Below are 25772 nucleotides of genomic sequence, written 5' to 3' on the forward strand. Positions count from 1 at the left end.
ATGGCTCCCCGCCCAATGTCCCTGGCTGGAAGCATAAGCCAATTTCCTAACGAATTGCTTACACGCCTCCGGGACCGCCTGTCCTCAGTCCGGCAGGACGACGTGACCGCTTTCGTCGAGCGGGAAAAACGGATTGTGGGCCACTTCCCACAAATGCCCGTCCGGATCGGCGACGTAGCCGGAATAACCGCCCCAAAACACCTTGCGCGGCGACTTGACCAGCGTCGCGCCATTGGCGACGGCAAACTTGATGACCGCGTCGACGCCGGCGGGGCTGGCGACATTGTGAGCCAGCGTCACGCCGGAAAAGCCGGGCGGCGTATCCTCGACGCCGGCATCCTCGGCAAGCGAGGCGCGGGAAAACAGGCCCAGCACCGTTCCCTTGAGCTGGATGAAGGTGACCGCGTCCTGGGAGGCGGAGGATTTCTTCCAGCCGAGCTTCTCGTAGAAGGCGGTGGACCGGGCGACATCCGCCACTCCGAGCGTGACGAGCGATATGCGGCGATCGAGCGACATTTTGCATCTCCCTGGACAGTTTTGTTCTTGATATGTGTGTAGTATGTTTTTTCTACGTTCGCAAACTGCCACCATTTTTGACTCACACATTGCGAGCGGGAAGTCTGCCATCGGTGCCGAAAAGCCCCGAAACCACGGGCCTCGGCCTTTATCTCAGGCGAACATCAATGCATAAAAAATGTGGTTTTATAATACCACATTATCAAGTCATTGTTTTTACTCGTCTTATTTTAATGTCGCAAGATTTGCGCATATTGACCACTTTCCGGACTTCGCCTATAAGCGCGCCAGATTGCGGGCCTCCTTCGGCTCGCATTCTTTTTGGCGCGCCCCGCGCTGCCAAATCAAGCAACAAGAAACGCCCTGGCGGCTTCGGCTGCAAGGGACCAGACAAAGAGAGAATTATTATGGCAACTTTCTCCCAGAAGCCCGCAGAGGTGGAGAAGAAGTGGGTCATCATCGACGCCGAAGGTCTCGTCGTCGGTCGCCTCGCTTCCATCATCGCGATGCGCCTGCGCGGCAAGCACAAGGCTACCTACACCCCTCACGTTGACGACGGCGACAATGTTATCGTCATCAACGCCGAGAAGGCCGTCCTGACCGGCAAGAAGTACACCGACAAGAAGTACTACTGGCACACCGGTTATCCGGGCGGCATCAAGGAACGTACGGCTCGCCAGATCATCGAAGGCCGCTTCCCGGAGCGCGTCATCGAGAAGGCCGTCGAGCGCATGATCCCGCGCGGCCCGCTCGGCCGTCGCCAGATGAAGAACCTGCGCGTCTACGCCGGCACGAACCATCCGCATGAAGCCCAGCAGCCGGTCTCCCTCGACGTGGCCAAGCTGAACAAGAAGAACGTAAGGAGCGCCTGATAATGGCTGATCTTTCTTCCCTGAAGGACCTCGCAGGCGAAACCGCCGCTGAAAACGCAGCACCGGTTCACGTCCGCAAGGTCGACAATCTCGGCCGCTCCTACGCGACCGGCAAGCGCAAGAACGCCGTCGCCCGCGTCTGGGTCAAGGCCGGCACCGGCAAGATCACCGTCAACGGCAAGGACTTCACCGGCTACTTCGCACGCCCGGTTCTGCAGATGATCCTGCAGCAGCCGATCGCAGCGGCAGCCCGCAACGGCCAGTTCGACGTCGTCGCCACCGTTACCGGCGGCGGTCTCTCCGGCCAGGCCGGTGCCGTTCGTCACGGCATCTCCAAGGCGCTCACCTACTTCGAACCGGGCCTGCGCTCTGTTCTGAAGAAGGGCGGCTTCCTGACCCGCGACAGCCGCGTCGTCGAGCGTAAGAAGTACGGTAAGGCCAAGGCCCGCCGTTCGTTCCAGTTCTCGAAGCGTTAATCGCTTCACTGGACTACCAGGTTTGCGGAAAGGCGGGGCTTTGGCTCCGCCTTTTCTTTTTGATGGACTGGCCCGCGAATCTGGCCAATGCTGGGCGGACAAACGTTTTACACCCGGTCGATACAGATGAAGCGCCTCGTTCTCCTGCCGCTGCTCGCCCTGCCCTTCTCCGCCGCCGCCGAGGAGTGCGGGAATGTCTGGTCGGCAGACATGATGGAAGCGGAAGGCGGATCGGAGATGACCGGCGAGGTCTGTTCGGGCAGCGGCGAAGAGCAGCAGATGCTCAACCTCACCTGCGGCAACGGCCAGTTCGCGCTGCGCTGGTATCCGCCGCAAAATGCGAAGAACTACCCGCCGGACGGCAATCCCGATTTTTCCACGGCGCTGACGCTTGCCATCGGCGACGTCGAGGTCAGGCACGACGCCGTGTTCGAGGCGATGGACGGCGCGATGGCCATCTACTGGCAAGCCGATGCGCCCCTGACGAATATGCTGAAAAGCGGCCACAGCGTTTCGATATCCGAGATTGACGGCCGCATTCCGCCGGTGACCTTCTCGCTGTCCGGCTCGTCACGGGCGATCGACACTGTCGCCGGACAATGCGCCAACTGACGGACCGGATACCCACCCTGCCATGACCAAGCTCGCAAAGACCCCTCGCCCGCCCTATTACGTCGTCATCTTCTCCACGCTGCGCACGGACGGGGATCACGGCTACGCCGCCATGGCCGAGAAGATGGATGCGCTTGCTGCCCAGCAACCTGGCTATCTCGGTATCGACAGCGTGCGCGACGCCTCCGGCTTTGGCATCACCAATTCCTACTGGCAGGATGAGGAATCGGTTCTCGCCTGGAAGCGCAATGCCGAGCACACGCTGGCGCGCGATCTCGGCCGGGAGAAATGGTACCAGTGCTACGAGCTGCGCGTCGCCCGGGTGGAGCGGGCATATTCGTTCGAGAGGAAATAGATCTTGGCCAAGAAGACCATCGACCACGCGATTACCGCGAGAAGCCTGACGTCGGCCGCGACCGACCCGACCTATGCGGGCGTGCTGTCCTTCATGCGGCGGAAATATTCGAAGACGACAAAGGGCGCTGATGCGATCGTCTGGGGCATTCCGTTCGACGCCGCCGTCTCCAACCGGCCGGGCGCGCGCTTCGGGCCGCAGGCGATCCGCAGGGCGTCGGCGATCTTCGACAACGATCCGCAATATCCCTTCGATGCCGACCTCTTCGAACGGATGGCTGTCATCGATTATGGCGACTGCCTGCTCGACTACGGCAATCACCAGAAGACGCCGGCGACGATCGAGCGCGAGGCGGCGAAGCTGATCAAGGACGGCGCCTATCTGCTGACGCTCGGCGGCGACCATTTCGTCACCTGGCCGGTCCTGAAGGCCCATGCGACCAAACACGGGCCGCTCGCCCTCGTCCAGTTCGACGCGCACCAGGATACGTGGCCGGATGACGGCAACCGGATCGATCATGGCTCCTTCGTCGGCCGGGCGGTTCGCGACGGGGTCATCGATCCCGCCCGCTCGATCCAGATCGGCATTCGCACCCATGCGCCGGAAACCTGCGGCATCCGCATCGTCTACGGCCACGAGGTCGAGGACATGAGCGCGAGCGACCTGGCCGCCCTCATCCTCGCCCATGTCGGCCAAGCGCCCTGCTACATGACATTCGACATCGACTGCCTGGACCCGGCCTACGCCCCCGGCACCGGAACACCGGTCGCCGGCGGTCCGTCGTCGGCGAAGATCCTCTCGGTGCTGCAGAAGCTTGGACCGCTCGACGTCCGCGGCTCGGATGTCGTCGAGGTGGCACCGGCCTACGACCACGCAGACATCACCGCCATCGCCGGATCGACGATCGCCATGTACATGCTGGGGCTCAGGGCGGCGAAGCTGAAGGGCTGATTGCAGCCTTTCATTGCATGTCACAAAGCGTCGATATATATGAAGGCGGCAACGAGTGGGCTGTTGTCGCGCTCCATGCCCAGAATTTGATTCAACCGCTTGCCGGACTGATTCCGGAAACAGGCGCAACCGTCTGAAAAGGCTTAAGGATATGAAAGCGAAGATCTTTATCGATGGCGAACACGGCACAACGGGGCTGCAGATCCGCACGCGCCTGGCCGACCGCCGCGATATCGAGCTTCTGTCGATCCCGGAAGCCGAGCGGCGCAACGAGAAGATGCGCGAAGACCTGTTGAACAGCGCCGATGTCGCCATTCTCTGCCTGCCGGACGACGCATCCAAGCAGGCCTACGAGATGACGGCCGCCAACAACAATGTGCGCCTCCTCGACGCTTCCACCGCCTTCCGGGTGCATCCGGACTGGGCCTACGGCTTTGCGGAAATGGACAAGGACCAGGCGGAGAAGATTCGTTCGGCCCGGCACGTTTCCAACCCCGGCTGCTATCCGACCGGCGCCATCGGCCTGATCCGGCCGCTGAGGGCCGCCGGCATCCTGCCGGACGGTTATCCGGTCAGCGTCAATGCGGTCTCCGGCTATACCGGGGGCGGCAAGGGCATGATCGCGCAGATGGAAGACGAAGGGCATCCGGAGCACATCTCCTCGCCGAACTTCCTGTATGGCCTGACGCTCAAGCACAAGCACGTGCCGGAGATGACGAAGCACGGCCTGCTCGACCGCGCGCCGCTGTTCTCGCCCTCCGTTGGTCGCTTCGCACAGGGCATGATCGTCCAGGTGCCGTTGTTCCTTGACGATCTCAAGGGCGGCCAGAGCCTGGAAACGGTGCATGCCGCGCTCGTCGAGCATTATGCCGGCCAGGACATCGTCGAGGTCGTGCCGCTGGAGGTCTCCTCGAAGACGGCCCGCGTCGATGCGGTCGAGCTCGTCGGCAAGGATACGATGAAGCTGTTCGTCTTCGGCACGCCCGGCCAGCCGCATGTCAACCTCGTCGCGCTCCTCGACAATCTCGGTAAGGGCGCGTCCGGCGCCGCCGTCCAGAACATGGACCTCATGCTCTCGGCTTGAGGCCCTTTCATACACCCCGCCACAAACCTCGTCCGGCGCAAGCCGGATGGGGTCCGCATACAGGTTGCAGACCGGGTAATTCCGCCGTGCCGGCGGATCGCTGGGGCTGCCGCGCGCGTAATGGGACCGAGGCATTAAGGGAGCCAGCCATGATCGACCATATGGGAATTTCCGTTTCCGACTATCCCGCCGCAAAGGCCTTCTATGATGCAGTGATGCCGGCGATCGGCGGCGCGCGGCTGATGGAGGTCACGGCGGAAGAGACTGGCGGCACCTATGAGGGCGCGGGATACGGCAAGGACGGCAAGCCCTATTTCTGGATCGGCACCGGTGGCCCGCTGCAAGGCCGCCTGCATGTCGCCTTCGTCGCCGAAAGCCGCTCCGCGGTCGATGCCTTCTACGCCGCCGCCATGGCGGCCGGGGCCAAGGACAACGGCCCGCCCGGCCTGCGCCCGCACTATCATCCGAACTACTACGGCGCCTTTGTACTCGATCCGGATGGCCACAATATCGAGGCTGTCTGCCACAAGCCGGAATAGACTGTGGCAGACATCGCTCTTTCGGCCGATCTCGTCGCACGGTGGAGTGTCCGTAACGCCGAGCTGATTGCCGACACCCATACGAGCCATGTCTGGCGCGTCGCCCGCCCTGAGGGGACGGCCATCGTCAAGGCACTGAAGCCGGCCGGCCTCGAAGAACTGACAGGCATGGCGTATCTTGACTGGCTGGACGGCCACGGCGCCGTTCGCGTGCTCGACGCTGCCGATACGACGTTCCTGATCGAGGATGCCGGTCGACGGACGCTCGGCGACGTCGTGCGCGCGGGCGACGATGATCTTGCAACGGAAGTAATCGCCGGCATCGTCCGTGGCCTCAATAATGCTGCCAAGCCGCCACCGGCATCGCTCGTGCTTCTGGAGACGAACTATCGCGAACTCTTCACCTATGCGGAAACCAGGGGCGATCCGGCGCTCGCCGCATTCGTCGGGTGGGCAAAGACGACGGCGCGCGAGCTGCTGGCCACTCAGCAGGACATCCGTCCGCTGCATGGCGACCTGCACCACGACAACATCATCAGCGACGATGCCGGCAGATGGCGGATCATCGACCCGAAAGGGCTGATCGGCGATCCCGCCTATGATGTCGCCAACGTTTTTGGAAATCCGCTCGGCGCAACGGACCTGATCCTCGATCCGGCCCGGGCAAGGCATCTCGCCTCCAGGTTCTCCTTCGCTCTGGGCATGCCGGAGCGGAAGATACTCACCTACGCGGCAACGCACGCGGCGCTGTCGATCTGCTGGTCCTCGGCCCGTCCGGGCAGCGCCTCGGCGGTACTGAACATTTCCGAACGCCTTGCCTTCGGGCAACTGGTCCGCGGTTTGCTCGCCTGAATCAGCCTCGGGCGCGTCTGGCCAGGTCCTCCAGATCGCCCATGCGATAGAAGTGGATTTCCCGCACCACCCTCAGCGTCGGCTTGAAGGCGAAGAAGATCGAGCCGACGAGGAAGCACCATGTGCCGGCGGTCTGCCAGGCATCGGAGAAGAACATCAACGAGCCGATGATGAACAGAAGTGCCGCCGAGAGGTCGATGGCCGTGTAGACGAGCTCGTAGATCGCGTAAAGCCGTCTGCGGCGTGGGCTTGCCGTGGCGTTTTCCGGTTGAAACAGGGGCATGGGTCCTCCTTTGGCATCAGCGTTCATGGCCTGCATGGCACACCGTCGTACATGCGGTCAAAACCGCGGCCGTCAACTTTTGCCTGACGATGTGTCAGTCGTTTGCCTTCTCGTTTGCAGGGCGCAAATGGCCTATCTCTTCGTCAACACAATCATTGCGAGGTGACGCCATGACCGGCACGCACAGACAACCCGTCTATTTCATCCCCCATGGCGGCGGCCCGTGGCCGTTCATGGATGCGGGCCGTTTCGGCGGCGGAGCATGGGAAGACCTGCACGCCTTCCTTTCCGGACTGCGGAGCCAGATTGCGGAAAAGCCGAAGGCGATCCTGATGGTGACCGCCCATTGGGACGACGAGGACACCGTTACGGTCTCGACCGCCGAGAAGCCGGGCATGCTGTTCGACTATTCCGGCTTTCCCGCCCACACCTACGAACTGAAATATCCCGCCCCCGGCTCGCCCGAGGTTGCGGCGAAGGTGGTCGACACCCTCAAGGCCGCCGGGATCGCCGTTCAGGCCGATGACCGCCGCGGTTACGACCACGGCACCTTCATCCCGCTGATGGTGGCGTTTCCCGACGCCGACATCCCGGTCGTGCAGATGTCGATCCGGCGTGACCTCGATCCGGCCTTCCACATCGCGCTCGGAAGCGCGCTGGCGCCCCTTCGCGACGAAGGCATCCTGATCATCGGCAGCGGCATGAGCTACCACAACATGCGCATGTTCGGCAGCCGGGACGAGAACCACATGGAGGTCGCCAAGCGCTTCGACGACTGGCTGACGGATACGCTCAACAGCGACGCGCGTGACGAGAAACTCGTTCATTGGCTCGACAATCCGGATGCCCGCGCCTGCCACTGGCCGACGCCGGAGCACTTTCTGCCGGTCATGGTCGCTGCGGGCGCCGGCGGCAGCGATCCGGTCAGCCACGTTTTCGACGGGCGTATCCTCGGAAAGGCCTATTCGGGCTATCGCTTCGGCTGACCGCGCTCAGTCGCGCACGGCGACTTCGACCGGACGCGGATACTCGCCGTATATGCCGCGCCAATGGGCGACGGCGAAGCCGAGGACGATCAGCGCGCCGCCCTGATGGGTGAGCGCGGTGTGGAGATCGACCTGGGTCAGCAGGGTCGCAACGCCGATCGCCGCCTGGATCGTCACCAGCACAAAGAAGACTGTCGCCCGGCGCGCATGCGTGGTGCCGGGCGCCTTCCTCGCGAACCACAGCATCTGCCAGAGCGCGACGGCAAATAGCAGGTATGCACCGCAGCGATGGACGAACTGTACCGTCTTCGGATTTTCAAACAGGTTAATCCAGGCCGGATGCTGGACGAACAGACCGCCCGGGATCAGCGCGCCGTCCATCAGCGGCCATGTGTTGTAGGAAAAGCCCGCGTCGAGCCCGGCAACCAGCGCGCCGAGATAAATCTGGAAGAGCGACAGGCAGGCGACAATCGCCGTAAACCGCCCTGCCCCGTCCGGCGCGCGGTCGGCGGAATGCGGGCTCAGCGCCCGCATGATCCAGACACAGGCGGAAAAGATCAGGCAGGCGATGACGAGATGCGTGGCGAGCCGGTACTGGCTGACGTCGGTGCGGACGGCGAGGCCCGAGGACACCATCCACCAGCCGATGAAACCCTGAAAGCCGCCCAGCAAGAACAGACCCGCCAGAGGCGCCCGCAGCCGGCGCTCGATGCGGCCGGTGAACAGAAAGAAGAGGAACGGCAGCAGAAAGATGACGCCGATCGAGCGGGCGAGCAGACGGTGCGCCCACTCCCACCAGAAGATCGACTTGAAACCTTCCAGCGTCATGTCCTGGTTCAGAAGCTGGTATTCGGGGATACGCTGGTAGAGCTTGAACTCCTCTTCCCACTCGGCGGCATTGAGCGGCGGTATCACACCGTGGATCGGCTTCCACTCCGTGATCGACAGGCCGGAATTGGTCAGCCGCGTCGCGCCGCCGACCAGCACCAGACAGAACAGCGCGAAGACGACGATGCCGAGCCAAATGCGAATGGCCTTGCGGTCGCGCTGCGTCTTTTCGATTGCAGCAGTAAGATTGGCTTCGGTGGCGATATTTGCGGTGCTCATCACAATTCCCTGACACTTCCGGCTTGATTTGCCCGACCTCGGCAGGCAAAACAAGCCCCAATGCTTTGCGGCATGCCGTCGCGCCGCGCCAATTCTCGGACGTTCACGCAATGCCCATCCGTCTACGCAGGTTCATCGGAACGGTTCTGATCATCATTCTGGTGATCGTCTATGCGCTGGCCGCGATTACCTTCGCCGAACTGCTGCTCGCCTCGGCGCCGGTCTGGGTGCATCTCCTCTACTTCTTCGTCACGGGACTGTTATGGGTTCTGCCGGCGATGCTGATCATCAAGTGGATGGCCGGGCCCAAGGCGGATCACACTCCTTAAGCGGCGGTTAACCGCGTTCAAGGCGATTTTCCGCTTCGCCCGACAATTTAATCGAATCTTATCCGCCCAGGACCATCTTCTCCAGATCCTACAAAGCGAAGGCGGGAGACTGGAACATGGCGCACGTTCGGCATCTGTGTTTCGACACGGCAGCGGACCTAGCCTTGTCACCGGAGGGCTGTGCCGCAGCCTCGACAGCCCCGGCAAAACTTGCCCATGCCCGGATGACGGTGACGCTGCACACCGATTTCGAAGAGGTGCGCGAGGCCTGGAACATTCTCGAGGCCGAAACCTATGGCTCGGTGCATCAGGGCTTCGACTGGTGCTCCGCCTGGGCCGAAACGCACGACCTTCCCCGCGCAATCCTCTATGGTCGCTGTGGTGCGGCACCAGCGTTCCTGCTGCCGCTGGAGATCGTTGGCGAGCATGGCATCCGCGTCGCCCGCTTCATGGCCAACCCCTTCACCAATATCAATACGGGTCTCTTTTCGGCATCCCTGCTCGACGAGTACGATGCCGCCATCGGCGAATTCATCGCCGGCGAGATGCGCCGTCTGCTTGCCGGCAAGGCGGACCTCATCCGGCTGACCAACATGCCGCTTCAATGGCGCGACAAGGTGAACCCGCTCGCAAGCCTGGCGACGGTCGAGAACCAGAACCGCACCTACCAGCTACCGATCGCCGCGACCTTCGAGGCGACCATCTCCCAGCTGAACGGCAAGCGCCGGCGCAAGAAGTACCGCAACCAGGTCCGCGCACTGGAAGCGCTCGGCGGGTTCGAGCACTATCAGCCGAAGACACCGGAAGCCAAAGCCGCGCTTCTGGAAACGTTCTTCGCCCAGAAGGCCAGCAGGTTCAAATCGCTCGGATTGCCGAACGTCTTCCAGCCGTCAGGCACGCAGGGCTTCTTCCATGCCCTGATGCGACAGACCCGAAACGGCAAGGACTATGCCCTCGAACTGCATGCGATCCGCCTGGCCGCCGGCGACAACCGGGACATCGCCGCAATCGCCGGACTGTCGCGCAAGGGCGACCATGTCATCTGCCAGTTCGGGTCGATCACCGAAGGCCCGGCAATGGCCGCGAGCCCGGGAGAGCTTCTGTTCTGGCTGATGATCGAGCAATGCGTCGCAGACGGCGTCTCGCTGTTCGACTTCGGCCTCGGAGACCAGGGCTACAAGCGGTCCTGGTGCACCATGGAGACCGTGCAGCACGACATTCTGCTGCCGGTCACCCTGAAGGGCCGGTTCGCGGCCGGCTTCTTCCATGCCCTGACCAGGGCGAAGGCGGCCATCAAGGCCAATCACACGCTCTATTCAGCCATCCAGCGCCTGCGCGCCAAACGGCCGGCTCAGGGCGAAGACCAGGGCTCCGAGTAGAAAAGTCCGTCAGGCTGCCCGGCTGTGACCGTTGCCATTGCCCGGATCCGGGACGTCGGACATCAGCACGACATCGTCGATGCCGACCTTTTCCAGATCGGCCAGCACATCCGTCAGCAGGCTTTCCTGCGGATGCGGCAGCGACAGGACGATGGCGGCATCGCGCGCGCCCACCAGTTTCGCCGCAGATGCGGCTTCGGCCGGGCCGCATTCGACGATGACGATGTCATAGGCTTCCGTCAGCGCATCCATGATCATCGTCAGCCGCCGCGCGCCGGCCTGCGCCTTGGTCACGTCGGAGACACCTTGCGGAATGATGTGAACGGAGGACAGGCGATCGGAATGGATCGTCTGGCCGAAGGAGACCTCGCCGCAGAGAAGATCGGTGACGCCGGGCAGGTCGCGGCCGTCGCACATGAGACGCGTCGGGCAGGCTGAACCGGTCATGTCGACCAGAACCACGCGCTTGCCCTTCTCCGCGATTTCTCGGGCGAGCATCACAGTTGCCGTAGAGCCATCGTCTCCCGAGGGTGAAATGCAGATCGCCGATTCGACCCGCGACGCGATGAGGTAACGGGCAACCGCTCCAATGGAGAACTCCTCCTCCGGAGCACGCTCCCTGGGCGCGGCAGCGGCGGCCGGCAATTCCTCGTCGGCCTCGAATTCCCTTGCGGCGATCTCGTCGAGCTCGGCCTCATCGGCAGCGGGCGCTTCGGGCAACGCGGCCACGGCCATCGTCTCAGTCGGCAGCGGCGCCTCGTCGGCACGGACGATCTGCGCGCGTTCTTCCTCTATCTCGTCGGCGTGCACCGGGCTTGCCGGATCGACAATATCCCATTCGTTCTCGACGGCATCGTCCCGAACGCCTTCATCAACCTCATCGGCTGCGACGGTCGGCGAGCCTGCGAGGCGCACATCATCTTCCGCTTCGTCCTGCTCAGTCTCGTCATCCGCATCGCTTTCGTCGACCGGCTTCAGGGCACGGCCGCTGAAAAGGGCTGCAAGCATGATGACGACGGAGGAGAGAATGAAGGCTGCCAGTGCGGCGACGATGACGATCGGCACGACCTTCGGGAAATAGGGCTCGGCCGGGGTCACGGCACCGGAAATGACACGGGCATCGGCGGGCGTTGCGGCACCGCCCGAACGGGACGTCGCCTCGCGATAACGGGCAAGATAGGTTTCCAGAAGCTGGCGCTGGGCGGCGGCTTCGCGTTCAAGCGCCTTCAGACCGACCTCGTCTTCGCCGGCCTTGGCCGATTGCCCCTTCAAGATGTCGAGCTGCTGCAGCAGCTGCTTTTCCCTGAGGTCGGCCACCTTGGCATCGTTTTCGAGGCTTGCCAGGATCTTGCCGGTCTCCGACTTGATCTGCTGGCGAATGCCGGCGAGCTGGGCGCGCAACGCCTTCAGCCGCGGGTGCCCTTCTAGCATGGTGGTGGAGAGATCGGAAATCTGCGACTGGATGCCGGCTTCCTGCTCCTTGAGCCGCTGGATCATCTGCGAACCGACGACGTCCGAAAGCGTATCGGGCGAGCCGCCGGCAGCGAGCGCCGAGCGGACGTTTTCGGCCCGCGCGCTGGCGGTCGCCCTTTCGGTGCGCACCCGCGCCAGTTCCAGCGAGATGTCGTTCAGCTGAGCTTCTGCGAAGCTCGATGTCTGGCCGGCCGGCAGCAGGTCGCGTTGGGCGCGATACTGGGCGACCTTCTCTTCCGCTGTCCTCACCTTGTCGCGAAGATTGGCGATCTCCGGCTCCAGCCAGCGCGCCGCCTCGACATTGGAATCGAGCTTTGCGCCGCTCTGGATGGCCATGTAGACTTCGGCCATGTGGTTCGGGATCGCCGAAGCGAGCTGCGGATCGTGCGATTCGAACTGGATGCCGATAACCCGCGAGCTGGTCGCCTGGTAGACCGTCAGCTTCTTGCGGAACTGTTCCAGCACGCGGTCCTCCGGCGCCTGCTCCAGCGGGCTCTTCTTCAGCCCGATCATGACCAGGATGTCGGAGAACGCGGACGGGTTGAGTGTCGGGTCGAACTCTTCCTTGTCGTAAAGCTTCAGATCCTTCGCCACCTGCTTGATGAGATCGGCCGATTGCAGAACCTGAACCTGGCTGGCGATGCTGAGCTCGTCGAACACCGGCTGGGTCTGGGCGGAGTTCGCCTGGTTCAGCCCGTTGAAGTCCGGCTGCCGGGATTCAATCAGGAGACGTGTCTCGGCCCGGTAGCTCGGCGTCACAATGCTGGAAACGGCGAATGCCAACCCGGCGGCGGCCGCTGTGATGACAAGCACCCGACCCCGCCTCGCCCACACCGCAGAAAAAAGCTCGCGCAGATCGATATCGACATCTTCGGAAGCATTGCGAAAACCGGACATCCAGGGGCTCCAACACGCGCCGGCAGCGGAAGTAGATCCCGCCAGCCGCTCAAAGAGTAAAACATTTGCCGTTTCTCGCGATAACACGCGGTACGGGCAACTTGATCACGCGACAAGGTAAACATTTATAGTAACGCAACCGTTAATTCGCCCCGGACGGCCTGGCGACAAAGACCAGTTCAATCTTTTTCAGTCGCAGTTTACCCGCCATTAACCCTAATGGATTGATAACAGGTCCACTCACGCATCATGGATTGGGCATGAAATGACGTTCGCCAAATCGAAACACGTTGTGGCACTGACACTGGCTTGCTTGTCAGTCGTAGCGGGCTGCGCCTCCTACCGCCCTGCCCCGCGTGCCTTCCATGAAGCGACGATCCAGCCCTATATTCTCGACAGCGGCGACAGGCTGCGGATCACTGTGTTCGACCAGCAGGGCCTGACGAATACCTACAATGTCGACCAGGCCGGCTACATCTCCTTCCCGCTGATCGGCCAGGTGCCGGCGCGCGGCCATACCCTCACCCAGCTTGAAGGCCTCGTCGCGCAGAAGTTGAAGCAGGGCTATCTGAGAGACCCAGATGTAACGATCGAGGTCGATCGCTACCGGCCGGTTTTCGTCATGGGCGAAGTGGGCCAGCCGGGCCAGTACACCTACGTGCCGGGCATGACCGTACAGACTGCCATCGCCATCGCCGGAGGCTTCACCAGCCGCGCCCAGCAGCAGAACACCGATGTCACGCGCAAGATCAATGGCGACATCATCACGGGCCGCGTCCCGATCACCGATCCGATCATGGCCGGGGACACCATTTATGTACGCGAGCGGCTGTTCTGATCAGCCATGCCGCAGGACAAACCCCTCCGCATCATCCACTGTTTCCGTTCGCCGCTGGGTGGAATTTTCCGCCATGTGCGCGATCTGGCACGTGAGCACAGCGCCGCCGGACACCAGGTCGGCATCGTCTGTGACAGCCTGACCGGAAGCAAGTTCGAGGACGATCTGTTCGATACGATCAGGCCGTATCTCGCGCTCGGACTGACGCGCATTCCAATCAAGCGGGCCATCAGCCCGTCCGACATGGCGGCGCTTTTCTCCGCTTACAAGACAATCAAGAGCTTGCAGCCGGATATCCTGCATGGGCACGGCGCCAAAGGCGGCGTGCTGGCGAGGACGATCGGCTCACTCCTGCGGGTACAAAGGTATCGCGTGTCCCGCCTCTATTCACCCCACGGGGGCAGTCTGCATTTCTGCGAGGGTACGCTCGCGGGCAACCTAGTCTTCGGCATCGAGCGGCTGCAGAGCCATATGACGGACGCGATCACCTTCGTCTGCGACTATGAGCAGCAGACCTACGAGCGCAAGATCGGCAAGCCGAACACGCTGACGCGGCGTATCTACAACGGGATCGACGGCAGGGAGTTCGCGCCCGTACCGCTCGTCGATGCGCCCGCCGATTTCCTCTATATCGGCATGCTTCGGGACCTCAAGGGTCCCGATTTGTTTATTGACGCCTTCTGCAAGGCGGAAGACATCACCGGTCGACGGCTGAGCGCCTATATCATCGGTGACGGACCGGACCGCGACAAATACGCCGCAACGCTCGAACAGCGGCAGCTGACGGACCGGGTGACCATGTCGCCTGCAAAGCCGGCGCGCGAGGCCTTCTCGCTGGCGCGAACCGTGGTCATTCCGTCGCGGGCGGAATCCATGCCCTACATCGTCATCGAGGCACTGGCAGCCGGAAAGCCGATCATCGCCTCACGCGTCGGCGGTATTCCCGAAGTGCTGGGAAGCCAGTCCCCCGCGCTCGTTGCGCCGGGAGACACGGACGCGTTTGCACGACTGATGGCGGACGCCGCCAACGACCCCGACTGGGGCAGCGCATTCCTGCCGCGGCCCGACGCGCTAAAGCAGGTTTTTTCGTCGCAGGCCATGGCGGCGGACCTGCTGCGGCTCTATCATGAGCTTTCCAGCTGAGAGATTGATCCGTTTCGAAGCAATTTTCGAACACGACGGTGCCATGTTTGCAGAAGTGAAACTTTTCGTCGACCCGACGTAAGTGTTTCTTAGTCCATCCGCTGTATATTGCGCTGCGTCCCGGAGTATTGAGTTGCAACAATGACCCAGCCGCCCGAACAAGACTATTTCGATGTCGAGAACCTGCGCCGCAGAGTGTCCGACGTGGCGAACAAGGGCTCGGGCGACCGTAGCAACCGTACCAAGCTCAACCCCCTCGCCCTGCAGATCGCACGGCAGTTTCAGGAGGAAAGCCATTCGCCGCAGATGGTGATCGGTCAGATCAGGCTGGCAGAGCTTGCCTTCCTGTTGCTCCTGCACCTGTTGTTCTTCTCCATCTTTTCTGCCGCCGACACGCTGCATTTTGCAAGCAAGCTCGGCTGTTCGGCTGCGGCGGCACTCATCACCTGCCTTCTGCTGCAGGTCTCCGACTGCTATCTCGCGTCGACATTGCGCAAGCCATCCTCCATGGTGCTTCGCATCGTCAGTGCCTTCGCCATCGGCTTTCTGGCCATCCGCTTGGCCTTTGTCGTCTTCGATGGCAACTGGCCGGCGAACTTTCCCGAAAGCATGACTTGGCTGAGCCTCGGCAGCCTGCTGCTCGTCGCTGAACGCTTCCTCATCGGCTATGGCATCAGGAACTGGACACGCAACGGCCTTGTCGAACGGCGCGCGGTGATCGTCGGTGGCGGCGAATCCGCGAAAAACCTGATCCGCGACCTGGAGCGCCAGGCCGACAGCGATATCCGCATCTGCGGCATCTTCGACGACCGCAGCGAGAAGCGCTCACCCGAGGTGCTGGCGGGATACCCGAAGCTTGGCACCTTCGACGAACTCGTGGAATTCGCGCGGCTGGCACATATCGACATGCTGATCATCTCCCTGCCGCTCAGCGCCGAGGACCGCATCTTCTCGCTGATGAAGAAGCTCTGGATCCTGCCGGTCGACATCCGCCTGGCGGCGCATGCCGCGAAGCTGCGGTTCCGTCCGCGCTCCTATTCCCGCGTCGGCAACGTCGCGATGCTCGACGTCTTCGACCGGCCGATCCGCGATTGGGACTGGGTCGCAAAGCGCGTCTTCGACATCGTCTTCAGCCTGATCGCCATTGCCCTGTTGTGGCCGATCATGCTCGGAGCGGCGATCGCCGTGAAGGCAACCTCCAAGGGACCGATCCTCTTCCGGCAGAAGCGGCACGGCTTCAACAACGAGGAAATCGACGTCCTGAAATTCCGCTCGATGTACACGGACATGTGCGACCCGACCGCCAAGATCCCGGTTACCAAGGGCGACCCGCGCGTCACCCCGGTCGGCCGCTTCATCCGCAAGACGTCAATCGACGAGCTCCCGCAATTCTTCAACGTGCTCAGCGGCTCCCTCTCGCTCGTCGGCCCGCGCCCGCATTCGGTCAACGCCCAGAGCCATAGCCGCATCTATGACGAAGTGGTCGACGGCTACTTCGCCCGCCACCGCGTCAAACCGGGCGTCACCGGCTGGGCGCAGATCAACGGCTGGCGGGGCGAGATCGACAGCGACGACAAGATCCGCAACCGCACGGCCTATGACCTTTATTACATCGAAAACTGGTCGCTGTGCTTCGACCTCAAAATTCTCTTCCTCACGCCCTTCCGGCTGTTGAACACGGACAGCGCCTATTGACCGCGACCACCGCCGACATCCGCCCGGTCTTCCGGCCGCAGACTGCCGGCCTCCGTCTCCTCGGGTCGGGGCTGGTGGCGTTCGGCGTCTTCCTGTCCGGCTTCGTCATTTCCGAGCCGGCTCCCTATGAGCTCTACCTCGCCGGGCTCGTTGGCATTTCCTTCATTCTCGGCCTCAGGATCTCGCGCTACACCGCGCCGCTGCTCGCCCTGCTCCTGGTCTTCAATGTCGGCGGTATGCTGTCGCTGACGGTGATGGACGATCTCGACGTCGGGCCGATGTACATCGCCGTATCGACCTTCCTTGCGCTGACGGCCATCTTCTATGCGGCGATCATAGAAGCGCGGCCGGCACGGCTGGTATTGATCTTCAACGCCTGGACGCTTGCCGCCGTCATCACCTCGATGCTCGGCATTCTCGGCTACTTCCATGCGTTCCCGGGCGCCGAGGTTTTCACACGCTACGACCGCGCCATGGGTGCCTTCCAGGATCCGAACGTGTTCGGTCCTTTTCTCGTCGCGCCCGGCCTCTATCTCGTTCACGGACTGCTGACCGGAAAGGCCGTGCATGCGCCGCTGCGCATCGCCGCGCTGCTCGTCATCGTGCTCGGCGTGTTCCTGTCGTTTTCGCGCGCTGCCTGGGCGCTGTTCCTGTTCTGTGGCGTCATGCTCGTCTTCGTCATGCTGCTCAAGGAGCGCACCGCCGTCTTCCGGATGAAGATCCTGATCCTCGCCATGGCGGCTGCCGTGCTGATGAGCGGGGCGCTCCTTGCCGTGCTGCAGTCGAAGAAGGTGTCGGATCTCTTCAGTTCACGCGCCAAGCTGGAGCAGGAATATGACAGTGACCATCTTGGGCGTTTCGAGCGCCACAAGATCGGCTTCCTGCTGTCGATGGAAAAGCCGCTCGGGCTCGGGCCCATGGTGTTCGGCCAGATCTATACGGAAGACGAACACAATATCTGGCTGAAGTCGCTGACCACCTACGGGTGGCTGGGCTTCGTCTCCTATGTCACGCTGGTCATCTCGACACTGACGATCGGCTTTCGCTACATGCTGAGAAACCGGCCCTGGCAGCCGTATCTGATGATCGCCTGGGTCGTCATGCTCGGCCACATCCTGATTGCCAATGTCATCGACATCGACCACTGGCGCCATGTCTACCTGCTCTACGGGATCATCTGGGGTTGCGGCGCACTGGAATATCGCTGGCAGCGGGATCAGCGTCTGGCACGCAGGCCTGCGGCTGCGAAGACAAAGCCGGCTGCGGCTTGAGCCCGCGTTGCCTCGCCGAATCTCCCCACAAAAGGGCGACCGAGATTTCGATTTGATTCCCTCGGGCCCAAAGCTATAGTCATTTTCATGATCATGCCCTCTCAACTCCGTGCCGCCCGCGCCATGCTAGCGCTATCCGAAGACGATCTCGCCGCCCTCTCGGGTGTCGAGGTGGCCACGATACGGGCCATCGAGAGCGAGACTGCGAATTATGACGACGGCCTTTTCCAGTGTCTTGGCCGTGCCCTGGAATCGAGGGGGATCGTCTTCCTGTCGGGCGATGACGGCGGACCCGGTGTCCGCCTCAAGTCGCTCAACGCGCAGGACGACGGCATCCGTCCGGAAAATCTCAACTCGGCCAACGACGGCTGACACTTCACCCCTCATACTGGACGACATGAGGGCCGCCCGCGCATGACGGCGGTTTGTCGCCGCGTGCCCGACATTCCGAGCTCGCCGCCAGACAAAGATAAATAGAAGGAAATTCAATCACCTCTGAGGGGGGCAGGTGATTTTAAAATGGTCGGGGCGGCGGGATTCGAACCCACGACCCCTTGACCCCCAGTCAAGTGCGCTACCGGGCTGCGCTACGCCCCGACCAGCCATAAAGGCATGCACTCCTTAGTCTTTCGCCGTTTTCGACGCAAGGGCAAATTGCCGGCGCCCAAGAGAAAATTCTCAGCGTACCTGATCGAGCAGGCGCTTGCACTCCAGGAGATCGTAGAGGGTTTCCTGCAGCAGAACACGGTCCTCCTTGCCGACCCCGCCGGCGCGCAGGTCGTCGGTGGACGCATTGTCGCCACCGCCAAAGCCGAACAGCCGGCGCGTCGGCTTCGGCCGACCCACCAGCTGGTCGTCGTCAAGGCTGACATGTGCCGGCTTCGGTGCCGGCTCCTCGGCTGCGGCGGCAATGACCTCGGTCAGCGCCGCTTCGCCGTTGGCGACCGCGATCACGAACTTGTTGCCGTTGGTCTTCAGGAGCTTCTGCACGCCCTTGATCGTGTAGCCGTGCTCGTAGAGCAGATGGCGGATCCCCTTCAAGAGATCGACGTCGTCCGGCCGATAGTAGCGCCGGCCGCCGCCACGTTTCATCGGCTTGATCTGCGGAAACCGCGTCTCCCAGAAACGCAGCACGTGCTGCGGAAGATCGAGATCGTCGGCCACTTCGCTGATGGTGCGAAATGCATCGGGGCTCTTGTCCACAATTCCTCTCCCGCGGTCCTGTCAAACCAAATCACTGCGAATCGCACAAGGATTCAACGCACTTGAGCACATCAGTTCAAGTGCAATGACAGCACAAGCCATCAAATTGTGACATGAAGGGGATCAGATGTCCGGGCTGACCGGCTTTTTCTTCGCCTTGCGCGCCAAATGCGACTTCAGCACCCGCTGCTTCAGCACGTTCGACGCCTTGAAGGTCATGACCCGGCGGGGGGAAATCGGAACCTCCTCCCCCGTCTTCGGGTTGCGGCCGATGCGCTCCTTCTTGTTGCGCACCTGGAAGGTCGCAAAGGAAGAGAGCTTCACCGTCTCGCCGCGGACAATCGCATGGCAAATCTCGTCAATGACGGTCTCCACCAGCTCCGCGGACTCGGTTCGCGACAGGCCGACTTTTCTGAAAACCGATTCAGCTAGATCAGCGCGCGTCACAGTCTTGCCGGTCATGATTTTCCGCCCTGTATTTATCTCTTGATCAAAAAATAACGGAGAGACTATTGTCGTTAACGCGGGTGGTCAAGCACCTGTGTCATATGAATTTTCAGCGTTTAAGCGCCGCAGCCGCGCTACCAGCGCAACAGGATCGCCCCCCAGGTGAATCCGCCCCCCATGGCTTCCAGCATGACGAGGTCGCCCTGCTTGATCCGTCCATCCGCCGCCGCATGCGCCAGAGCCAGCGGAATCGAGGCCGCCGATGTGTTGCCGTGCAGATCGACGGTGATCACCACCTTCTCCATCGGGATATCGAGCTTCTTGGCCGAGCCCTCGATGATGCGGCGGTTTGCCTGATGCGGCACCAGCCAATCGAGATCGGCGGCCGTGAGGCCAGCCCGGTCGAAGGCGTCGATGATGACATCCGTGATCATGCCGACGGCATGCTTGAAGACTTCCCGGCCCTGCATGCGCAGATGGCCGATCGTTCCGGTCGTCGACGGCCCGCCGTCGACGTAGAGCTTGTCCTGGTGCGCGCCGTCAGAGCGCAGGCTTGCCGAGAGGATGCCACGGTCGGCTGACGTGCCGTTGCCCTCCAGTGCCTCCAGCACGACTGCGCCGGCGCCATCGCCGAACAGCACGCAGGTCGTGCGGTCGCTCCAGTCGAGAATGCGCGAGAAGGTCTCCGCCCCGATGACCAGCACGCGCCGGACCATGCCCGTACGAATGTAATTGTCGGCGGTGGTCATCGCGAAGACGAAGCCGGAACAGACGGCCTGAACGTCGAAGGCGAAGCCGTGATGCATGCCGAGGCGGTTCTGGATGTTGACGGCCACGGCCGGAAAGGTGTTGTCCGGGGTCGAGGTGGCGACGATGATCATGTCGATGTCGTCGACCGAAAGACCGGCGCTCGCAAGCGCCTCGCGCGCAGCCCCCTCGCCCAGCGACGCCGTCGTCTCGTCATCGCCGGCAATGTAGCGCTGGCGGATACCGGTCCGCTGCACGATCCATTCGTCGGAGGTCGCAACCTGCTCTTCGAGATCCTTGTTGGTCACAACTCGTTTCGGCAGACAGGCGCCGAAGCCACGCACTACGGAACGGATCATAGTCAGTTTACCTCGAATTTCATGCCACATCCGTTCCGGCAGGTACGACCGGATGCTTGGTATGATAGATCTTCAGATCTTTTTCTATTTTTTCGGTGAGATTGTTGCGGACCATGTTGTAGCCGACGTCGACCGCTGCGGCGAAGCCTTCGGCATCGGTGCCGCCATGGCTCTTGATGACGATGCCGTTCAGGCCGAGGAACACGCCGCCATTGACCTTGCGGGGATCCATCTTTTCGCGCAGCACGTTGAAGGCGCTCTTGGCCAGCAGGTAACCAAGCCGCGACATCCAGGTGCGCGAGAGCGCGCCGCGCAGCAGTTCGGAAATCTGACGGGCGGTGCCTTCGGCGGCCTTCAGCGCGATGTTGCCGGTAAAGCCCTCGGTGACCACCACGTCGACCGTGCCCTTGCCGATATCGTCGCCCTCGACGAAGCCGGCGTAGCGGATGGTGTCGAGATCGGCGTCGCGCAGCAGCCTTGCCGCTTCCTTGACCTCCTCGAGACCCTTGACCTCCTCGACGCCGACATTAAGCAGGCCGACGGTCGGCCGCTTCAGTTCGAAGAGTGCGCGCGCCATGGCGCCACCCATCAGGGCGAAATCGAGCAATTGCTGCGCGTCGGCGCCGATCGTCGCGCCGATGTCGAGAACAATGCTTTCCCCCCGGCTCGTCGGCCAGATGCCGGCGATTGCCGGACGCTCGACATTGGCCATTGTCCGCAGGCAGAACTTGGCCATCGCCATCAGCGCGCCGGTGTTGCCGGCGGAGACGGCCACATCGGCCTCATCCGCCTTTACAGCCTCGATCGCCCGCCACATGCTGGAGACGTAGCGGCCACGGCGCAGCGCCTGGCTCGGCTTCTCGTCCATACCGACGGCGACTTCGCAATCGTGGAAAACGGAGCGCTCTTTCAGTTTCGGATACTTGTCCAGAATCGGCCGGCACTGACTTTCGATTCCGTAAAGAATGAATGTCACTTCGGGATGACGTTCCTGCGCGATGGCCGCTCCGGGGATAACGACCTCAGGGCCGAAGTCACCACCCATGACATCAAGAGATATTCTGATCACGCGTCCCTGATCCTTGTTGTTCCGCGTCGAAGCGAAAGTTCGGCCAAAATAGCGGTTTTACCAACGCATACAACCTGATTGTGAAGTGCGTCCGGACTAGCTGTCCTTTTTCCAGTCTTTCAGCACAGCAAAGGGCGACTGTTTCTTGGCGTCCTGGCCGTCATCCTCGATATGGGCGTCAAAGGCAACACCATCCTTGCGGGGATAGGGATCGATCGCGAGCGCAACACACTCGCAAACGACCTGGCCGGCGTCGATTTCATCGCCCGAAAACGCCTCCGGCAGATCGGGACCTTCCGGATCGAGCACCATCTCGCCGCTGTCGTCGGTCATGATGCGGGCGAGCTTCGAGCCTTCAGGCACGAAAATCTGTTCGAAGTGGTCATCGATAATGCTGGCAACGGGCTCCAGCGTTACGACGCAGGACTGCGTCAGTTCCGCATGCACCGCGCCCTTCACCCGGACGCCATCCTTCTTCCACCGCGATACGGTCAACTGCGCGCTCAGGGCTTCCACCGAGCGGACGTTCCAGAAATCGGCAAGCGCCTTGCGTTCCTCGGCATCGGCTGCCAGCTTCACCTCGACCGGGTTGGCGGAAATGTGGCCCACCTTGAGCCGGTAGGAGAAGGGAATCTCGTCATCACTGTGCTGCATGGTCTTTTCCTATTGCCCGGGCGCCGGCAGGACAACCGACCCCGTGGCAATCATGTCTTCCGAAACGGCAGCGAGGTCCTTCTCGGCCTCGATCATCCATTCGGCAAGTCCGGTCATCGCGGGCGCGTCCTCCCTGCCCGGATGAATGTTGCGCTTCAGCGCCGACGACAACGTCTCGACATCCTTTGCCTCGAGCGCTGCCGCATAGCTTTCCAGCCGGCCATAAAACATGCCGGCAAACTTCTTCATCCGCTTCGGCACGCCGGTATCGCCAACACCGAGTTCCCGAATCGAATGATCGACGTCCTCGAAGAAGGCATCCACGACGGCCTGGGCCAGTTCCTGCCCGCTCGTCAGCGCAGTGGCGGTGCGCCGGAAGAACAGAATCAGGACAATACTCAGCATTTCGAAACGGCCCATCACCGTGTCCGGGACACCGAGATCGGAGTAGAAATATGGTATGCGCGCCGTCGCGGTCAACGCTGCATACTGCCGCTCCAAAATCGCCTTGTTGGTCTTCCTGTTGCGAAACAGACTGAAAATCATTCAATTTTCCCGGCAAGCACCAGGCAAACGACCGCAAAGGCCGGATGCCCATGTTGCATGATTGAGCAAGCTGGTTTACCGAAGCAGTCGCGAATTGCAATGCCATTGTGCCTGAATTCGGCGAATGCCACCGGAGACCTTCCCCGCGAAGGGTCCGCGGCTGGTAGAACCCAGCTTGAGGCATCGCTGTTCGGTCCGGTCTCCCCGGAAAGGCCACAATCATGTGCGCAGCAAGTAACCTCGAGCTTATGAGCCTTGAGGGAAAACCGAGGGGGAACATCGTTGAGGCAATGGTCTTTCATGTCTGACAAGAAACGCATCTACCTGGCCGCCACGCTGGCACTTGCCGTGACGAGCACGGGACTTGCCGGCTGCGAATCGACGAGCGAAGTCTTCTACCAGGGCTATGTCGTCGACGAACAATCGCTGGCGCTGGTTCCCGTGGGCTCCAGCCGCGAGCAGGTTCTGCTGGCGCTCGGAACGCCCTCGACCACCGCGACCTTCGATACGGAAGTGTTCTATTACATTTCCCAGAAGCGCGAACGCAGCGTGGCCTTCATGAAGCAGAAGCTTATCAGTCAGACCATTCTCGCGATCTATTTCGGCAAGGACGGCACCGTCGAGCGCAAGGCGAACTACACCCTGCAGGACGGCAAGGTATTCGACATGATTTCCCGCACGACGCCGACCGGCGGCAAGGACCTTACCTTCCTGCAGCAGCTGCTGTCCGGCGGCGCAAAGGGCACCGGTGCCGCGGCTGCGCGCAACATCTTCGGCGGCAAGTAAGACCGCCAGGTATCATGAATGCAGAAAGGCCGCGGATCGGATCCGCGGCCTTTCTCTTTTTTGGTCGGGTCAGCCGGCCTTATGCCAGGATCGCCAGGAGCAGCAGAGCCACGATGTTGGTGATCTTGATCGCCGGATTGACGGCGGGACCGGCGGTATCCTTGTAGGGATCTCCCACCGTATCGCCGGTGACCGAGGCCTTGTGGGCGTCGGAGCCCTTGACGTGGCGCACACCGTCCTTGTCGACGAACCCGTCCTCGAAGGACTTCTTCGCATTGTCCCAGGCGCCGCCACCGGAGGTCATCGAGATCGCCACGAACAGGCCGTTGACGATGACGCCGAGCAACGATGCACCGAGCGCCGCGAAGGCGGACGCCTTTGAACCGGAAATCAGCAGCACACCGAAGTAGACGACGATCGGTGCCAGCACCGGCAGCAGCGACGGCACGATCATTTCGCGGATCGCGGCCTTGGTCAGCATGTCGACGGCGCGGCCGTAGTCCGGCTTCTCCGTGCCCTGCATGATACCGGGCTTTTCGCGGAACTGCCGGCGAACTTCCTCGACCACGGATCCCGCCGCACGCCCGACCGCCGTCATGGCGATACCGCCAAACAGGTAGGGAATGAGACCGCCGAATATCAGGCCGGCGACGACATAAGGGTTCGACAGGTCGAAGGAGACCGGTCCCATGTCGGCGAAATACGGGTACTGATCGCCATGCGCCGCGAAGTATCTGAGGTCGTTCGAGTAGGCCGCGAAGAGCACCAGCGCGCCGAGACCGGCGGAACCGATCGCGTAGCCCTTGGTAACGGCCTTGGTGGTGTTGCCGACGGCGTCGAGCGCGTCGGTCACCTTGCGGACATCCGGCGGCAGGTCCGACATTTCGGCGATACCGCCGGCATTGTCGGTAACCGGACCGAAGGCATCGAGCGCGACGATCATGCCGGCAAGACCAAGCATGGCAGTAACCGCAATGCCGGTACCGAAAAGGCCGCCAAGCTGGTAGGTCGCGATGATGCCGCCGACGATGACGATCGCCGGCAGGGCCGTCGATTCAAGCGAAACGGCAAGGCCCTGGATGACGTTGGTGCCATGACCGCTGACGGAGGCCTGGGCGATGGAGTTGACCGGCCGCTTGTTGGTTCCGGTGTAGTACTCGGTGATCACCACGATCAGGGCGGTGACGACAAGGCCGACCAGACCGCACAGGAAGAGGTTCAGACCGGACAGCGTCACGCCGTCGCCGGTGGAGAAATCGCCCCAGCCGACGGTGAGCGACGTCGCCGCACCGAGACCGATAATCGACAGCGCGCCGGTCACGATCAGGCCCTTGTAGAGCGCGCCCATGATCGAGCCGTTGGTGCCGAGCTTGACGAAGAAGGTGCCGGCGATCGAGGTGAGAATGCAGGTGCCGCAGATGGCCAGCGGATAGATCATCGCCGAGCTCAGCACGTCGGTGCCGGCAAAGAAGATCGCGGCGAGAACCATGGTCGCAACCACCGTCACGGCATAGGTCTCGAACAGGTCGGCAGCCATACCGGCGCAGTCGCCGACATTGTCGCCGACATTGTCGGCGATCGTCGCCGGATTGCGCGGATCGTCTTCCGGAATGCCGGCCTCGACCTTGCCGACGAGGTCCCCGCCGACGTCCGCACCCTTGGTGAAGATGCCGCCGCCGAGACGGGCGAAGATGGAAATGAGGGAGGCGCCGAAACCAAGCGCCACCAGCGCGTCGATGACGTCGCGCGAGCCGGGCTCATGGCCAAGAACCGAGGTGAGGATCAGGAAATAGATCGAAACACCGAGCAGAGCGAGACCGGCGACCAGCATGCCGGTGATCGCGCCGGACTTGAAGGCGATGTCGAGACCGGCGGCAAGGCTGTTGGAAGCCGCCTGCGCCGTGCGGACGTTCGCGCGGACCGAGACGTGCATGCCGATAAAGCCGGCGGCGCCGGACAGGATGGCGCCGATCAGGAAACCGATCGCCGCTTCACCGGACAGAAGAAACCAGGCTGCAATGCAGACGATGATGCCGACGATGGCAATCGTCTTGTACTGACGGGTGAGATAGGCCTGCGCCCCTTCCCTGATGTAACTCGCAATTTCCTGCATGCGGGCATTGCCCTGATCGGCAGCAAGCACCGATTGCGTTGCCCAGATGGCATAGACCACCGAAAGCAACCCGCACACGATTACGCCAATAAGAATTGTCATATCGCATTTTCCTCCCAAAGCCGGCGCCACAGTGATCGTGCCCCGGATCAAAGCACGACGACCCTGCCACTCCCCAGGGAAAAACCGC

At 62.2% G+C, this 25772-nt stretch carries 28 protein-coding genes and 1 tRNA gene; 17 read left to right on the plus strand and 12 right to left on the minus strand.

Annotation, left to right across the window (positions count from 1 at the left end; all coding sequences use genetic code 11):
- Positions 1 to 84: 84 nt before the first annotated feature.
- Complete coding sequence (locus ACU5AZ_RS03300; protein WP_446824613.1) at positions 85 to 516, minus strand: VOC family protein; 432 nt, start codon at positions 514 to 516, stop codon at positions 85 to 87.
- Positions 517 to 923: 407 nt separating this feature from the next.
- Between ACU5AZ_RS03300 and rplM the strand changes: the two genes are divergently transcribed.
- The 8 genes from rplM (at position 924) to ACU5AZ_RS03340 (ending at position 6257) form a co-directional block, all read left to right on the plus strand.
- Positions 924 to 1388: a 50S ribosomal protein L13 gene (rplM, locus tag ACU5AZ_RS03305; protein ID WP_261930501.1), complete on the plus strand. Its 465-nt coding sequence runs from the start codon at positions 924 to 926 to the stop codon at positions 1386 to 1388.
- Between the two features lie 2 nt (positions 1389 to 1390).
- Complete coding sequence (gene rpsI / locus ACU5AZ_RS03310) at positions 1391 to 1864, plus strand: 30S ribosomal protein S9 (RefSeq protein ID WP_261930502.1); 474 nt, start codon at positions 1391 to 1393, stop codon at positions 1862 to 1864.
- A gap of 126 nt (positions 1865 to 1990) precedes the next feature.
- Positions 1991 to 2476: a hypothetical protein gene (locus ACU5AZ_RS03315; protein ID WP_446824614.1), complete on the plus strand. Its 486-nt coding sequence runs from the start codon at positions 1991 to 1993 to the stop codon at positions 2474 to 2476.
- Positions 2477 to 2498: 22 nt separating this feature from the next.
- On the plus strand, positions 2499 to 2831 hold the full coding sequence (locus ACU5AZ_RS03320; protein ID WP_446824615.1) for an antibiotic biosynthesis monooxygenase family protein: 333 nt from the start codon (positions 2499 to 2501) through the stop codon (positions 2829 to 2831).
- Positions 2832 to 2834: 3 nt separating this feature from the next.
- The gene (speB, locus tag ACU5AZ_RS03325) at positions 2835 to 3782 is read left to right on the plus strand and encodes an agmatinase (RefSeq protein WP_446824616.1); all 948 of its coding nucleotides are present in this window, start codon (positions 2835 to 2837) and stop codon (positions 3780 to 3782) included.
- Positions 3783 to 3933: 151 nt separating this feature from the next.
- Positions 3934 to 4866 (plus strand): N-acetyl-gamma-glutamyl-phosphate reductase, encoded by a 933-nt coding sequence (argC, locus tag ACU5AZ_RS03330; protein WP_446824617.1) that lies wholly within the window; start codon positions 3934 to 3936, stop codon positions 4864 to 4866.
- Between the two features lie 149 nt (positions 4867 to 5015).
- Positions 5016 to 5405 (plus strand): VOC family protein, encoded by a 390-nt coding sequence (locus tag ACU5AZ_RS03335; RefSeq protein WP_446824618.1) that lies wholly within the window; start codon positions 5016 to 5018, stop codon positions 5403 to 5405.
- 3 nt (positions 5406 to 5408) lie between these two features.
- Positions 5409 to 6257, plus strand: a complete 849-nt coding sequence (locus ACU5AZ_RS03340) for an aminoglycoside phosphotransferase family protein (protein ID WP_446824619.1) — start codon at positions 5409 to 5411, stop codon at positions 6255 to 6257.
- Between the two features lies 1 nt (position 6258).
- On the opposite strand, the gene ACU5AZ_RS03345 is transcribed toward ACU5AZ_RS03340, so the two are convergent.
- Positions 6259 to 6540, minus strand: a complete 282-nt coding sequence (locus ACU5AZ_RS03345) for a YrhK family protein (RefSeq protein WP_446824620.1) — start codon at positions 6538 to 6540, stop codon at positions 6259 to 6261.
- 170 nt (positions 6541 to 6710) lie between these two features.
- On the opposite strand from ACU5AZ_RS03345, the gene ACU5AZ_RS03350 reads away from it, so the two are divergent.
- A complete protein-coding gene (locus tag ACU5AZ_RS03350) occupies positions 6711 to 7526 on the plus strand; it encodes a DODA-type extradiol aromatic ring-opening family dioxygenase (RefSeq protein WP_446824621.1) in 816 nt (271 codons plus the stop codon).
- Between the two features lie 6 nt (positions 7527 to 7532).
- Here ACU5AZ_RS03350 and ACU5AZ_RS03355 read toward each other — a convergent pair whose 3' ends face one another.
- On the minus strand, positions 7533 to 8633 hold the full coding sequence (locus ACU5AZ_RS03355) for a COX15/CtaA family protein (RefSeq protein ID WP_446824622.1): 1101 nt from the start codon (positions 8631 to 8633) through the stop codon (positions 7533 to 7535).
- 110 nt (positions 8634 to 8743) lie between these two features.
- Between ACU5AZ_RS03355 and ACU5AZ_RS03360 the strand changes: the two genes are divergently transcribed.
- Both ACU5AZ_RS03360 and ACU5AZ_RS03365 read left to right on the plus strand, forming a co-directional pair.
- Entirely contained in the window at positions 8744 to 8962 is a 219-nt protein-coding gene (locus ACU5AZ_RS03360; RefSeq protein ID WP_446824623.1) for a DUF2842 domain-containing protein, read from the plus strand.
- Between the two features lie 116 nt (positions 8963 to 9078).
- Positions 9079 to 10341 carry a GNAT family N-acetyltransferase gene (locus tag ACU5AZ_RS03365; protein WP_446824624.1) on the plus strand — a complete coding sequence of 421 codons (1263 nt, stop codon included), beginning with the start codon at positions 9079 to 9081 and terminating at the stop codon, positions 10339 to 10341.
- A 9-nt stretch (positions 10342 to 10350) separates the two neighbouring features.
- On the opposite strand, the gene ACU5AZ_RS03370 is transcribed toward ACU5AZ_RS03365, so the two are convergent.
- Positions 10351 to 12711 carry an exopolysaccharide transport family protein gene (locus ACU5AZ_RS03370; RefSeq protein WP_446824625.1) on the minus strand — a complete coding sequence of 787 codons (2361 nt, stop codon included), beginning with the start codon at positions 12709 to 12711 and terminating at the stop codon, positions 10351 to 10353.
- A 265-nt stretch (positions 12712 to 12976) separates the two neighbouring features.
- Here ACU5AZ_RS03370 and ACU5AZ_RS03375 point away from each other — a divergent pair, with 265 nt between their 5' ends.
- From ACU5AZ_RS03375 to ACU5AZ_RS03395, 5 genes are all read left to right on the plus strand, one after another.
- A complete protein-coding gene (locus ACU5AZ_RS03375; RefSeq protein WP_446824626.1) occupies positions 12977 to 13549 on the plus strand; it encodes a polysaccharide biosynthesis/export family protein in 573 nt (190 codons plus the stop codon).
- A 6-nt stretch (positions 13550 to 13555) separates the two neighbouring features.
- Positions 13556 to 14692 (plus strand): glycosyltransferase family 4 protein, encoded by a 1137-nt coding sequence (locus ACU5AZ_RS03380; protein WP_446824627.1) that lies wholly within the window; start codon positions 13556 to 13558, stop codon positions 14690 to 14692.
- A 141-nt stretch (positions 14693 to 14833) separates the two neighbouring features.
- Positions 14834 to 16387 carry an undecaprenyl-phosphate glucose phosphotransferase gene (locus tag ACU5AZ_RS03385; protein ID WP_446824628.1) on the plus strand — a complete coding sequence of 518 codons (1554 nt, stop codon included), beginning with the start codon at positions 14834 to 14836 and terminating at the stop codon, positions 16385 to 16387.
- Positions 16384 to 17658 (plus strand): O-antigen ligase family protein, encoded by a 1275-nt coding sequence (locus tag ACU5AZ_RS03390; RefSeq protein WP_446824629.1) that lies wholly within the window; start codon positions 16384 to 16386, stop codon positions 17656 to 17658. Before ACU5AZ_RS03385 ends, ACU5AZ_RS03390 begins: the two co-directional genes overlap by 4 nt.
- Positions 17659 to 17745: 87 nt before the next feature.
- Positions 17746 to 18030, plus strand: coding sequence for a helix-turn-helix domain-containing protein (locus ACU5AZ_RS03395; RefSeq protein WP_446824630.1), 285 nt, complete (start codon positions 17746 to 17748; stop codon positions 18028 to 18030).
- Between the two features lie 148 nt (positions 18031 to 18178).
- Here the strand turns inward: ACU5AZ_RS03395 and ACU5AZ_RS03400 are convergent.
- The 7 genes from ACU5AZ_RS03400 to ACU5AZ_RS03430 form a co-directional block, all read right to left on the minus strand.
- Positions 18179 to 18255 (minus strand) — tRNA-Pro (locus ACU5AZ_RS03400).
- A gap of 81 nt (positions 18256 to 18336) precedes the next feature.
- A complete protein-coding gene (locus ACU5AZ_RS03405; RefSeq protein WP_446824631.1) occupies positions 18337 to 18861 on the minus strand; it encodes a MerR family transcriptional regulator in 525 nt (174 codons plus the stop codon).
- 123 nt (positions 18862 to 18984) lie between these two features.
- On the minus strand, positions 18985 to 19323 hold the full coding sequence (locus ACU5AZ_RS03410) for an integration host factor subunit alpha (protein WP_446824632.1): 339 nt from the start codon (positions 19321 to 19323) through the stop codon (positions 18985 to 18987).
- A 119-nt stretch (positions 19324 to 19442) separates the two neighbouring features.
- Positions 19443 to 20414, minus strand: coding sequence for a beta-ketoacyl-ACP synthase III (locus ACU5AZ_RS03415; protein ID WP_446824633.1), 972 nt, complete (start codon positions 20412 to 20414; stop codon positions 19443 to 19445).
- A gap of 19 nt (positions 20415 to 20433) precedes the next feature.
- Positions 20434 to 21483: a phosphate acyltransferase PlsX gene (plsX, locus tag ACU5AZ_RS03420; RefSeq protein ID WP_446824634.1), complete on the minus strand. Its 1050-nt coding sequence runs from the start codon at positions 21481 to 21483 to the stop codon at positions 20434 to 20436.
- A 96-nt stretch (positions 21484 to 21579) separates the two neighbouring features.
- Positions 21580 to 22137, minus strand: a complete 558-nt coding sequence (locus ACU5AZ_RS03425; protein ID WP_446824635.1) for a YceD family protein — start codon at positions 22135 to 22137, stop codon at positions 21580 to 21582.
- A gap of 9 nt (positions 22138 to 22146) precedes the next feature.
- Positions 22147 to 22683: a ubiquinol-cytochrome C chaperone family protein gene (locus tag ACU5AZ_RS03430; protein ID WP_446824636.1), complete on the minus strand. Its 537-nt coding sequence runs from the start codon at positions 22681 to 22683 to the stop codon at positions 22147 to 22149.
- A 300-nt stretch (positions 22684 to 22983) separates the two neighbouring features.
- Here ACU5AZ_RS03430 and ACU5AZ_RS03435 point away from each other — a divergent pair, with 300 nt between their 5' ends.
- On the plus strand, positions 22984 to 23469 hold the full coding sequence (locus ACU5AZ_RS03435) for an outer membrane protein assembly factor BamE (protein WP_446824637.1): 486 nt from the start codon (positions 22984 to 22986) through the stop codon (positions 23467 to 23469).
- Positions 23470 to 23548: 79 nt separating this feature from the next.
- Here the strand turns inward: ACU5AZ_RS03435 and ACU5AZ_RS03440 are convergent, their stop codons facing one another.
- Entirely contained in the window at positions 23549 to 25684 is a 2136-nt protein-coding gene (locus ACU5AZ_RS03440; protein ID WP_446824638.1) for a sodium-translocating pyrophosphatase, read from the minus strand.
- Positions 25685 to 25772 lie beyond the last annotated feature (88 nt).

This window comes from Rhizobium sp. PAMB 3182 (assembly GCF_052908355.1).